Source organism: uncultured Parabacteroides sp. (assembly GCF_902493135.1).
GTDB lineage: Bacteria > Bacteroidota > Bacteroidia > Bacteroidales > Tannerellaceae > Parabacteroides.
Genome location: NZ_CABUOD010000070.1, coordinates 1 through 11,487, shown reverse-complemented (window position 1 = coordinate 11,487; position 11,487 = coordinate 1). Strand labels below are relative to the sequence as shown.

11 protein-coding genes are annotated in these 11,487 nt (G+C 49.0%); 1 reads left to right on the top strand and 10 read right to left on the bottom strand.

Annotation, left to right across the window (positions count from 1 at the left end; genetic code table 11):
• Window positions 1–120: 120 nt before the first annotated feature.
• A complete protein-coding gene (locus RDN79_RS18245; RefSeq protein WP_298549768.1) occupies window positions 121–636 on the bottom strand; it encodes a DsbA family protein in 516 nt (171 codons plus the stop codon).
• A 113-nt stretch (window positions 637–749) separates the two neighbouring features.
• Here RDN79_RS18245 and RDN79_RS18240 point away from each other — a divergent pair, with 113 nt between their 5' ends.
• The gene (locus tag RDN79_RS18240; protein ID WP_298549770.1) at window positions 750–977 is read left to right on the top strand and encodes a DUF763 domain-containing protein; all 228 of its coding nucleotides are present in this window, start codon (window positions 750–752) and stop codon (window positions 975–977) included.
• Here the strand turns inward: RDN79_RS18240 and RDN79_RS18235 are convergent.
• The 9 genes from RDN79_RS18235 to RDN79_RS18195 form a co-directional block, all read right to left on the bottom strand.
• Window positions 967–1,401, bottom strand: coding sequence for a hypothetical protein (locus RDN79_RS18235; protein WP_298549771.1), 435 nt, complete (start codon window positions 1,399–1,401; stop codon window positions 967–969). The two genes, RDN79_RS18240 and RDN79_RS18235, sit on opposite strands and share 11 nt — an antisense overlap.
• 9 nt (window positions 1,402–1,410) lie before the next feature.
• Window positions 1,411–3,138, bottom strand: a complete 1,728-nt coding sequence (locus RDN79_RS18230; RefSeq protein WP_298549773.1) for a serine protease — start codon at window positions 3,136–3,138, stop codon at window positions 1,411–1,413.
• 119 nt (window positions 3,139–3,257) lie between these two features.
• Complete coding sequence (locus tag RDN79_RS18225; protein WP_298549775.1) at window positions 3,258–4,445, bottom strand: ABC transporter permease; 1,188 nt, start codon at window positions 4,443–4,445, stop codon at window positions 3,258–3,260.
• A 15-nt stretch (window positions 4,446–4,460) separates the two neighbouring features.
• Complete coding sequence (locus RDN79_RS18220) at window positions 4,461–5,660, bottom strand: ABC transporter permease (protein ID WP_298549777.1); 1,200 nt, start codon at window positions 5,658–5,660, stop codon at window positions 4,461–4,463.
• A 22-nt stretch (window positions 5,661–5,682) separates the two neighbouring features.
• A complete protein-coding gene (locus RDN79_RS18215) occupies window positions 5,683–6,678 on the bottom strand; it encodes an HlyD family secretion protein (protein WP_298549779.1) in 996 nt (331 codons plus the stop codon).
• An 18-nt stretch (window positions 6,679–6,696) separates the two neighbouring features.
• On the bottom strand, window positions 6,697–8,130 hold the full coding sequence (locus RDN79_RS18210; RefSeq protein ID WP_298549781.1) for a TolC family protein: 1,434 nt from the start codon (window positions 8,128–8,130) through the stop codon (window positions 6,697–6,699).
• Window positions 8,131–8,204: 74 nt separating this feature from the next.
• Window positions 8,205–9,410 carry an MFS transporter gene (locus tag RDN79_RS18205; protein ID WP_298549782.1) on the bottom strand — a complete coding sequence of 402 codons (1,206 nt, stop codon included), beginning with the start codon at window positions 9,408–9,410 and terminating at the stop codon, window positions 8,205–8,207.
• Window positions 9,411–9,830: 420 nt separating this feature from the next.
• Window positions 9,831–10,364, bottom strand: coding sequence for an FHA domain-containing protein (locus RDN79_RS18200; RefSeq protein ID WP_298549783.1), 534 nt, complete (start codon window positions 10,362–10,364; stop codon window positions 9,831–9,833).
• A 174-nt stretch (window positions 10,365–10,538) separates the two neighbouring features.
• The gene (locus RDN79_RS18195; RefSeq protein ID WP_298549785.1) at window positions 10,539–11,366 is read right to left on the bottom strand and encodes a hypothetical protein; all 828 of its coding nucleotides are present in this window, start codon (window positions 11,364–11,366) and stop codon (window positions 10,539–10,541) included.
• Window positions 11,367–11,487: the final 121 nt, after the last annotated feature.

The following is an 11,487-nucleotide window of genomic DNA, read 5'->3' as shown; positions in this document are numbered from 1 at the left end:
GTGCCTAAATTATGTCTATTGTAAGCAGGATTTTCTTTTGACACACCTTCTTTTTATTAAATAACCTATCATTTTCCCCTTTTCCACACTCCCCCTTCTTTCTCACGAGCCTGGTCCGGTTCACTTAAGAAGTGACTTCAGATATTCCGGAAACTCGTTAGTCATCCAGTCGCCCTCATACCTCTTTCCGTTCACAAAGAAAGTGGGAGTTCCTTCTATACCCGCCTTATTGCCAGAATCGAAGTCCTCCTGTACCTTGCGGATGAAACGCTCCTGCCCGAAATCTTCTTTGAATTTCTTGACGTCCATATCGATAATACGGGCATATTCAATCAAATGGGTATCATCGAGTTCTTCCTGGTTCTCGAACAAGATATCGTGCATTTCCCAGAACTTGTCTTGTGCCGAGGCTGTTTCGGCAGCAACAGCCGCATGTACGGCATATTGGTGCAACTCGTCCAACGGATAGTTACGAAAGATGAAGCGTATTTTATCTCCCTGTTCTTTCAGGATATCCTTCATAATATAGAAAGCTTTTCCGCAATAGGAACATTGATAGTCTGCATATTCGACTATTTCTATCGGGGCATCGTCGGGGCCCAGGATATGATCCTTATCTGTCACATGTAAATTCATATTGATAATTATTTAGTTGATTATGAATACATAACACCTCTTTCCTCTCGTTTGTTCCGAATATTATACATTCGTTTCGGATTGTTAGTTCTCTTTTTATTTAACTTAGCAGCATGAAAAGAGGATATGCAGATCTACCGTTGAGGATGGACTGGCATTCGTCCGGCATAACGACATCGGTTATGAATGCCTTAAAGAAGGTGATTAACAGAAGGTCGGAAGAGTTGGGCGTGTATGTCTGCGGCGGACGAGGAAAGGCATCCCTTCAAACCCCGGCAGAGTTATTGGCATATCATCCGCATCCGGTAAAATACCGGTTCGTGATACAGGCTATTTCCTGACTAAAGTATATTGATATCCCGTTTCAGAGCAATCTTGCAGGATAAGAGTATCCCCTTTGACAGACACAGGATAGGCCGGGTTGGTCTCGTAGAAGACATCCATCAGATAGGCTTCATATCCGGCCCCCGTATCCGCTTTGCGCCAATTCAAGGCTCCCGGTTCGGCTTTGCCGTCCTCCGTCCAGACATACCGGTCGTCTGCAAACTTGATGAAAGTATTTTCATACTCGCAGAACTCACGGGCGTTCTTGCCACTCACCAGTTCCCATTCACCGTTGACCAATGCCTTGATCTCCGGCAACTCCTTATCGAACAACGTTATATTCACGTTCTCCGCCGCCTTCTTCTTATTGCTCTGGCAAGCCGTACCGAACGGCAGGGCAGCGACAAGCAGCAATGGCAATACATTCATCAGTTTCTTCATATACCTTTCTTATTTGCAATGTTCCTTTATCAGCTTTTCGGCGAGCGGATCCCCCAATTCCTTAGCTTTGTTGAATGCTTCGCAAGCTTCTGCTTTCTTCTTCAAACGGACGTAACAAACGCCCCGTAAGCGGTAGCAGGCTCCGAAATCAGGAGCGATTTCAATTGCCTTCTCTATGCTTTTGAGTGCATCTTCATACTTCTGCATACGAACGTATATGGAGGCTTCTTCCGCATAATAGTCGGGCGTGTCGGAACTTCCCTGTATGGCGGTCCGGATATCCTTCAAAGCTCCTTCCAGGTCACCGGCACGGAACTTGGCCTGTTCGCGCAAGAAGAAGAAGTTCGGAAGCACTTGTCCGCCGACCAGTGTATAATAGAGGTCATAGTCGGCAATAGCCTCTGTGTATTGTGCAAGACGCAGGCGCCAGTCGATCCGTTCCAGCACATAAGCTGCCGCTTCGGCATTCATGGTTGTCCCGCATTTCTCGATCGCCTTGTCCAGCAGGTCGATCACGTCACCGATATTGAAACCGGTAACCTGTTCCTTTGCCTTTGCAGCCAAGTAATAGGAAGAAGCAGAGGCAATATCGCTGTTGTTAATGATCATATATTCATCGAACGCCTGTTGGAACTCTCCTTTATTGAACAATATATCCGCCTTTAACTGGTGATAGACAGGCTGGTTGTCCTCTTCGATCGCCTTGTCCAATGCCTCCATAGCGGCTTCAGTCGTATAAGCGGGATCGGCCAGCGTGCTGTCGGCCGAAGCAACACCGTAGATCAACTTAGCCTGGTTATACCAAAAATCACCTTTCTTGTCACTGTATTTGGAAGCGGTTTTTATGTCATCCATCGCCTTTTGCAGGCAAGCGGCCTGTTCAGCCGGAGAGTTTGCCAACTCCGCACGGTTATAGGCATAGAGATCGGAACGGGTCAAGTAGCCGTCGGGCGCATCCGGGAAGGTGGCGATAAAATCATTGACCGTTTCCAGGCGCGACTTTGCATCCTGTGTGCCACTAATCAGGTAGAGTGCAACAGTAGCCTGATCCAATTCCTTCGGCCATCCTTTTGGCATATTGATATTGCGATATGCAGAGCTCAAGTAATCAGCAGAGCCTATTGACAGGCTACCTGCATATCCGGCAGAGAGGCCGTAGCAAATATCTTTCTTTCCACCTGCATCGGCCTGTGCCAGCCCGAACACCTCACCTTCGGGGGTCAGTAACGGGGCATTGAGTTCGTTATTCTCCAATGGGATTGCCATCCTATAATACTTATACGGATCTTTCAGTTTGCTTACCTCGGTGATGGCACCAGACTTAAAGGTGGCGTTCTTTCCGGTAGAATACAATAGCAGAAAGGCATTTGTCCCGTTTGCCACCGGATCGGCAGCGATCGGCAGGTAAGCGACCTTTTTCGGCACTTCGACCTGAAACTTTACGGCGTCATACAGTTCATCCGCTCCCTGGATATTCTTAACCGGGAACATCTTCCCTTCGAAGTCTGTGACCGTTGCTTTCTCGGCTCCTTTGAAGATATCATATGCAGAGACAGCTTCGCCTGTTTCGGAAATAAAGAATCCCGTACTGGTGGCAAGCTTATTCCCATCTTTTCCATAAGTGGTAATTGTAAAGACCGCCTTCTTGGCTTTGTCCATCCATTTAGGGGCGTTTTTCTGTGCTGCTGCCGAGAGGCACAGACAGCTGATCAAAATCAAATGTAGTATTCGTCTCATTTCTTTATCATGTTATCAGATATGGGCGCAAATATAATGATTTATATGCATTTAAAAATCAAAGTTGGAAGATAAAAGAAAAATAGCCATATTGTATAAGGGTCTTATACAATATTATATTAAAGTCTTCCACCATTCGCCCGGACTATCGCTTTCCGGATATTATGCCGATAAACCAGGCAAGCCGTCATAAAATAGAATGCACACTGTGCCCAGAGGATCAAATATTCCGTCCGTATCTCCGCCATCGAGGCTCCCATAGAATTCAGCTTGACATAAGCCATTGTTGCCGGGGCTGCCGGGATGAAGTGGGAAGTCAGTTGCCAGTACCAAGGCATTAGTTCTATCGGATAGGAGATACCGGAGAGGAACAGAAGGCCGACAGAGAAGAAGGGGATCATCAGAGGCGGCATCTCGGAATCTGTAAAGAACAGGGAAGCTGTAAGTCCGAAAAAGCTGGTCGCGAGAATAAAAGGGATTAGCAACATGACGACGTGCAAATGTGTCCCGATATCCGGCAGATTGAAGACTAATGGAAGCAGTCCTAATAAGAAAAGGGTGAAGACCACATAAAGGATGCTATATGTAAATGCCTTGCCGGTTACCACTTGTGCCATTTGCCAGAAAGAGAGGTCCACTGGGTTGCCTGCAAAACGGACAATCGAGCCGCTATGCCGTTCACCTCCGCTTATTGAACCGATCAGCATCATTAATATCTGAAAGATAATGACAATCAGGACAGCCGGTATCAGATAAGTGCCATAACCTTCGGTCGGGTTGTAGAGGGCCGTCCCGACAACTTCGATCGCTTGGGCCGAAGCCAACTTCGGGGCGTCTTGTTGTGGCAGGAAGACAAGCATATCCGGCCGGTAGGCATCATTCAAGGCCAGCATGGAACCGGTCGAGGCTTCTTCTATGGAAAGATAGTAGAGGAAAGTGATCGTCGTCTCGTACATAATGAAGACAGACTCTTCGCCACGCGAAACACGGTCTTCGAAGTCGTCCGGTAGATAAAGGATACCGGCAGCTTCTCCCGATTTCATCATCTCACGGGCCTCCGTATAGTCGACGGCCGTTGCCACGACACCGACCTGCGGAGTGGCATCGAGCAAACGGACGTATTGACGGCTCAATTTGCTATGGGAATGGTCGACGACGGCGACCGGGACTTTGCGGACCAGGTTGGGCGCGTACATATAATTATACAACAAACCGTAAATAAAGATGCCCCCCATCAGCACAAGCACGATGGCATAGCTGTGGGTAATTGTCCTGAATTCTTCGCGTATAACTGATATAACATTCATATTCGTATTTCTTTTTTAAGAGAGAAGATGCCTCCACTTCTCTTCGTTCACAATCGCTTTCTTCAAACGGGGCAATAACAGCAAGGCGGGAAGGAGAAAGGCAAGCAGCGCACTGTAATTGACCCATGAATAGGCAAAACCGTAATCGCCATAGAGCAGGTTCTGACAGATCTCGGTGAAATGACGGACAGGAAAAAGGTAGGAGCTGTAGTAGACCGGAGCATACATGGATTCTACCGGGAAGGTCACGCCTGCCAGCGTTGCCCCGAGCGATCCGACCATCGACACGAGGCTGACGACAAGGCTCAACACCGGAAAGAGGGAGAAGAGGAATAACGCCAACGCTTGGGTTGAAACAACAAACAGGATCGCCGTAAGGTTGAGTGGCCAGAAGCCGCATGAGAAAGGTATGTGCATAAGGCCGAACATGACGTAGTTCGCCAGTACGCTCATCAGGCTGAAGATAACGGTATAAGGCAATAGTTTCCCGGCGACCGCCATTACGATATTGCCGCCTGCCGCCGAGAGCCATTCCGCTCCGGTCCCGAACTTGATCTCGCTGCCGACGGTATAGACCGTGGTCAGCAGGACAATGATCTGGAAGAAGACAAAGAAGAAGGGGTTGCTCAGAAAGACCGAATAGTCCAAGTCGGGATTGAACAGGGGATGATTGCTGCTTTTGACGGGAAGAAGGAAAGAAGTAATCTGTTCTTCCCCGATTCCAAGGGCGGTGGCCTGCATGATGATAGGGTCCATCGAGAGCTGGCTAAGGACGGTTGCGAAAGCGCCGCGTACCTCACCGCCTACGCTCAGGAGGGCATAGTGATAATAGTAGGCAAGCGTCGCCTGCCGCCCCGACAGGGCATCGGCTTCGAAGTGATCCGGGATGACGAGGTAACCGTATATCTCTTTCGACTGGGTGGCACGGCGGGCGGCCTCCTGATCGGCATAGTGGCGGGTGACTTTGAAGGTGGGGACCGCTTCGACTGTCCGGGTGACTTCGCGCGAAAGAGCGGTCTGGTCCTGGTCGACGATGCCGACGGGTATGTTCTCCATCTGCCCGTCCCCGAAGATCGTGGACATGAAGAAGATGCAGAACAACGGCAGCACGATGCATACTCCGAAATAGAGACGCCGTGAGACCATCCGTGCAAGTTCTCTTCGAAGAACCCGTACAAATTGAGAATTGGAAATTGAAGATTGGGAATTAACCATACTGTCTTTGAATTTTTGATTTTCAATTCTCAACTTTCAATTCAACCAATACCGACATGCCGGGCCGCAGTCCTTCCACCTTCCCGACCGGCAGGGCGTGTATCTCGAACGTGCGGAGATCATAGCTACCCGTCTGCTTGGTCGACTTCCAGGTGGCAAAACTGCCCAATGGGCTGACATAATTGATCTTGAACTCGATACCCTTCTTGTCGATCGCCGGGACATCGGCAATAAACGTCCCTCCCATCGGGAAGAGCGGCAGGCGGTCTTCGCGGACATTCAACACCACATGCACGTCGTCGAGCACGACCAGGTTCATGATAGGCATTCCGGCTCCGACAAGTTCCCCCCTTTTTGGGAAGATGGTCGATATCTGGCCGGACTCCGGGGCTGTCAGGCGGGCGTCCTGCAAAAGGGCGGCGACCTCCTCGACAGTTCCCTTGGCGGCGTTCACCAGGGAGCGGGCACTCTCCTTGTCCTGTATCTGGGCGCCGTCGAGAGCCATTTGGTATTGGTTCCAGGCTGCTCGCTCACCGGCAACGGCGGCATCGTACAAGGCTTTCACCTCGTCCCGCCGTTGTGATGAGACGACACTGTCTTTATACAGGGCCTCGATACGGTTGTAGGTGGTCTTTGCCAGTTCGAGATCCGACTTCGATTTGTTCCAGAGCTGTTGGACAGTGGCAATGATCTGCTTACGCGTTCCCTCGTCTACCTTCTGGTTCTGGAAACGGGCGATATTTTCGAGGGCGTTCACTTGCTGGTATTTGGCGAGCGCTTCAGGGCTGTTGATGACGACAAGGGTGTCGCCAGCTTTTACGTTCTGTCCTTCCTTGACCAAGAATGTGTCGATACGGCCGGGCAGCTTCCCGGAGATGCGTATCTCGGTTGCTTCGATCTGTCCTTGCAAGATCACAGGTTTATTCTTCAACAGGAACATGCCTGCCAAGGATATAATGGCTACGGCGATCAGCACTACTATGAAGGAGATCGTCAGGTATTTCTTCGATTTGTCCATGATTATACGGTTTTATGTTTATAAGATCTCTGTTTTACCGTCCAACCGGTATTGGTGGAAGGCTTCAGGAATGCCACAAATGGATAGGAGGTTGGCAAGCGCCACGTCGTACTGGTAATAGGCAAGCAGGAAGGCGGTCTTCACCTTCGAGAGTACCACTTCGGCGTCTACCACGTCCGAGGAGGTCGCCATTCCTTCCTTGAAGGACTTCTCGCGGATACGAACCAGTTCGTTGCTCATCTCAAGTGTTGTATTCAACGCCTTGACATTGTCCATCGCATTTTGCATCTGGGAGTAGAACTTGTCGACTCCTACCTGCAAATCGGTCACGGCTTTCTCTTTGCCGATGGCAAGCGACTGGCTGGTCAGGCGTGCCTGGCGGATGCGTTTCTCCCGGTCGAGGCCGTCGAAGATGTTCCAGGTAAAACCTACCCCGATCATCGTGCGCGGCATAAGGTATTTGTCGAGTCCATCCGCATAAAGGGTCTGCTTGCCGATCAGGGCGATGTTGGGGAGGTAGCCTGTACGGCCGATCTTCAATTGGTTGCCAACGATGCCCTCCTGTAGCTTCAACTGGTTGACCAGGTAATTGTTAAAAGGGATCATCTCTTTGAAGTAGCTGGCTGAGGGGATGCTTTCGTTGATGAAGAGGGAGGTCGTTGTGCGGATCTCCTGTTCTTCTCCAATGTTGATCAGGCTCTTGAGCGCCTGGCTGGCGACTTCGAGGTCTTTGCGGGCGGATTCGAGTTCGCGCTTCGCCTCTTCCATGCTCACTTGAGCGACAAGGCGCTCGGCTCGGTTGATCATTCCTTGTTGCTCCAACTTCAAAGCCTGGTCGTAATGGGTTTTCAGGGAGTTATAGGTTTCTGCCTTTACTTCGACGACCCGCTGGCCGAGGCGCAGGCCGAAATAGCTTTCGATCAGCAGGGCTTGCTGGTTCGCGCTCACTTGTTCGCGGTTGACTTCGGCCACGGAGACGAGTTGCTTGCCGATCTTGCCGGCATAGATGCGTTTGCCGCCTGTAAAGATAGGCCAGGTCAGGTTTGCGTCGATCGACGTGATGTTCTGTGAGATGAGGGGCAGCGTCAATGTGTTCTGTCCGATCTTATCGAGAAGTGATGAGATAAACTGGTCGTTAGGGAGGATGGAATGGACATACTCTTTCGCCGGATCGGTAAACTGGTTCAGGGGTTGGCGTACCTCGACCGGATTCGACATGTGCACATAAGCTCCCGCGGCACTGATAGTGGGATACCAGAAAGCATTGAGTTTCTGATGTTCGTTCTTCGCCAGTTCCACTTCTTTCCCGGCAATCTTGAGACTCTTGTTCTCGCTTTGCAAGAGCGTGAGGGATTGCTCCAACGACAAGTCTATCGGCTCTGTCTGGGCAGAGGCAAAAGCAGGAAGAAGCCACAGCAGGGCGATGCTGAAGTGAGTAATGTTATAAATCATAAGTGCGTCTAAATTTAGTTTGTGCGAAATTTATGATTTATAACAAGGCGACCGCCTCTATTGTTCCCCTGGCCCTACCGTTTCTTTTTAAGGTCAGGCAGGAACCATGTGACCAATCCGATAAGCGGCATATAGCCGCAGACGTTATAGACCGCCTCTATTCCATAGCGGTCGGCCATGTTCCCCAATACGGCCGATGCAATCCCTGCCACCCCGAAGGCAAAACCGAAAAAGAGACCGGAGATCAAGCCTAATTTATAAGGCAGCAATTCCTGTGCATACACCAGGATGGCCGGGAAAGCCGACGACAGGGTCAGGCCGACGCAGAAACTGAGGACCGCCGTCAGGTACAGGTTCTCCACATGAGGCATGATCAACGTGAACGGGGCGGCTCCCAAAATAGAGGCCCAGATCACATACTTCCGTCCTACCCGGTCGCCGATCGGTCCGCCCATCAGCGTTCCGATTGCCGTCGCAATCAGGAAGACGAACAGGTAAAGCTGGGAGGCTTGCACGCTGATCCCGAACTTATGGATCAGGTAGAAGGTGTAGTAGCTGTTCAAACTCGCCATATAAATATATTTGGAGAAGATCAGAATCAAGAGGATCGTAATCGAGAAGACGGTCTTTCCCATCGGCAGCGGTGTACGGACATGCGCCTTGGGCATTTCCTCTTCCGCTTTCTTCAATCGAAGCAGGAGACCTTTATACCAGTGCCCGACGGGAAGCATCACCAGAATCGCGACACAGGCCAGGATCGTGAACAAAGCGATATGCCTCCGCCCATAGGGGGCGACGAACACGGCTGCAAGCAAAGGCCCCAATGAGCCGCCCAAATTTCCCCCGACCTGGAACAGCGACTGTGCCAACCCCCGCTTTCCGCCCGATGCAAGCGAAGTCAGCCGGGAAGCCTCCGGATGGAAGACCGACGAGCCGATCCCTACTAATGCAACCGAGCATAGGACCAAGGGCAGCGTATCGGCAAATGCCAGGCTCGACAAGCCCACGAGCGTAAAACCCATCCCTGTCGGCAACGACCACGCCGAGGGCCATTTGTCAAAGAACAGCCCAGTCAACGGCTGGCATACGGATGCTGCCGACTGGTAGACAAGCGTTATCAAACCGATCTGGGCAAAGCTCAAACCTAAATCTTCCTTAAATAGTGGATAAACAGCCGAGATAACGGACTGTAGTGTGTCATTCAAGCAGTGACATATGCTCAAAGCGACCAGTACGTGGAAGGTGATCCCCGTAGTGGCCTGTACCTTGTTCTGTTCCATTAATTAATCTTATTGCCTCTTTCGTTTGCAAAAGTACATATAAAAAAGGATCTGTCAGAAAGATTGTCCGAAATATCCGATTTAACATTTTCATTTTAATACAACGCAGGGATTACAAGCTAAGTAATAGCTCCTTAAGGCCTATTCAGCCGAAATTGATGAAACTTTCGTTTAATATATTTGTGGTTCTTTATGTAAAAGGGCGTGAGCCAAACCCGTTATAAGTTGTTTTATTGTCGAAGTCTAAAACAAAAAGCATGAATAATGATTCTTTAGCTTAGTTTACTGCACCGGAGTCGAAAAGGATTTTTTGCATCCATCTCTCCCGAAACCTACGCCAAATTCCCCCTATCTCCCTTATCGCCCTGATGCAAGAGGTCAGTTTCACTCCGGACAGTATCTAAGTTTTAACCGCATGCCCTACTCTTCCTCCCCTCCCGGTACATGGAGAATAAAGGTGGTAGCACCGATCGTTACGATGGCGCCTTCGCCGATCCGTATTTGCTCTTTCTTTCCGACAAGGACACTGCATAAAAATGTTCCGGTAAGGCTTGGGAAATCACGCAATGTGTAAACGAGCTTTCCTTCTTTATCTTCTTTCACATTGATCACACAGTGTTTACGGCCCATGCTGGGATCGCTCGTGATAATAGGGACATCGACTCCGTCGGTATCTTTATTGCGGCGGCCGATCACATTATCGCCCATTACGAGGGGAAGCTCCTGTTTGAACCCGAAAGCATTTTCGATTACCGTAATATAACCGCAGGAAAAATCCGGCTCCTTTACCTCTTTCTCCTGTCCTGATTCGGTACGGACTACTTTTCGTCCCAATTTGATCTTAAACTGAGAACCACATTGCGGACATACGAATGCCAACACTTTACCTTCCGGGTATTTTGTTTCGTCAAATGCTAACTGATTATCACACTTGGGGCAGAAAACTCTCTTCATATCTTAATTTTTGGATATTGACATATAACTGAGTACAAAGATACGGTTTTTCCCTTACATAACACATAAGCGGCACAGTAACACATCCTGCATGACAGAGGAATATGAATTTAAGATTATCAAAATGTCACAGCCATCCACATCCAAATCGGAAATCCGTGTTCAGCAAAGGTCCTAAAATAGGGATGTCCTGATTTTCCAGGAAATCGTTTCGGGATTATAGTCTACGGAAATGACAGATATTTTGTTCCGAGACAATGTCACATTAAATTCAGGAAATTCTATGGCAGACTTGTTGCCAGCACTGTTCGGATTAAAGAACCGGAGGTTCACAGTCGAATTCGTTCCGTTTACAGTCGGAGCCAGCAAGAACTGGTTAACCGGCAGCAAAGGGGCCGTCTTTACAACATTGGTACTTCCTGAATACACAAAATGAGGGTCGACCGATTGATAAACCGAGCTGATTTTCTCTTCCACATGCGTAAAATCAGAAGGAAAATTATTACAAATAAGCACTAAATTCCCCTTGACCCGCTTCATCAGAACATCGGTCGTCTGAAAACCCGACGTGAAATCAAGAATGGATGTCGCCATAAAGAGGTCGGTCTGTTCAGCACCATCAGCATGCAGGATACGCGGGTCCATATCTTGCGTTACATTCCCCCAGACAGTCAGTTCATATCGTCCATCGGGTATATTATGAAACGCAATCATATAAAACTTTGCGTCATCCACAACAGGGACAAATGAAGAAGAATCTGCAATTTCCCCGGTTAGAAGGTTGTGCAAGGAATAATGAATCGTCCCCACAAAGTCCCGAAAAGGAAGCGTCTCATCTCTACTGTTCAACTGAGGAATCTCACCGATATTTATATACTGTTTATCCTCGATAAATACTTTTACCGTAAATTGAGGGGGACATTCCTCCAAATCTTCTTTTATGCAGGAATTAACCGTCAACAACAAAACCAATGCTCCAATATAAAATAGAATCCTGTTCATAACCATTCTTTTCGTTTATGGCGATTAAACACGGATTCTCTAATATTTGTTTCAAAAAAAAAGGCCATCCATCACGGACAGCCAATCTTCATTGTTAACCTTAAATCTAATACCATGAAAA

Coding starts and splice junctions, on each gene's coding strand:
- RDN79_RS18220 (WP_298549777.1), bottom strand. CDS start 5,660: ATGGTTAATTCCCAATCTTCAATTTCCAATTCTCAATTTGTACGGGTT.
- RDN79_RS18225 (WP_298549775.1), bottom strand. CDS start 4,445: ATGAATGTTATATCAGTTATACGCGAAGAATTCAGGACAATTACCCAC.
- RDN79_RS18205 (WP_298549782.1), bottom strand. CDS start 9,410: ATGGAACAGAACAAGGTACAGGCCACTACGGGGATCACCTTCCACGTA.
- RDN79_RS18245 (WP_298549768.1), bottom strand. CDS start 636: ATGAATTTACATGTGACAGATAAGGATCATATCCTGGGCCCCGACGAT.
- RDN79_RS18240 (WP_298549770.1), top strand. CDS start 750: ATGAAAAGAGGATATGCAGATCTACCGTTGAGGATGGACTGGCATTCG.
- RDN79_RS18210 (WP_298549781.1), bottom strand. CDS start 8,130: ATGATTTATAACATTACTCACTTCAGCATCGCCCTGCTGTGGCTTCTT.
- RDN79_RS18215 (WP_298549779.1), bottom strand. CDS start 6,678: ATGGACAAATCGAAGAAATACCTGACGATCTCCTTCATAGTAGTGCTG.
- RDN79_RS18230 (WP_298549773.1), bottom strand. CDS start 3,138: ATGAGACGAATACTACATTTGATTTTGATCAGCTGTCTGTGCCTCTCG.
- RDN79_RS18195 (WP_298549785.1), bottom strand. CDS start 11,366: ATGAACAGGATTCTATTTTATATTGGAGCATTGGTTTTGTTGTTGACG.
- RDN79_RS18200 (WP_298549783.1), bottom strand. CDS start 10,364: ATGAAGAGAGTTTTCTGCCCCAAGTGTGATAATCAGTTAGCATTTGAC.
- RDN79_RS18235 (WP_298549771.1), bottom strand. CDS start 1,401: ATGAAGAAACTGATGAATGTATTGCCATTGCTGCTTGTCGCTGCCCTG.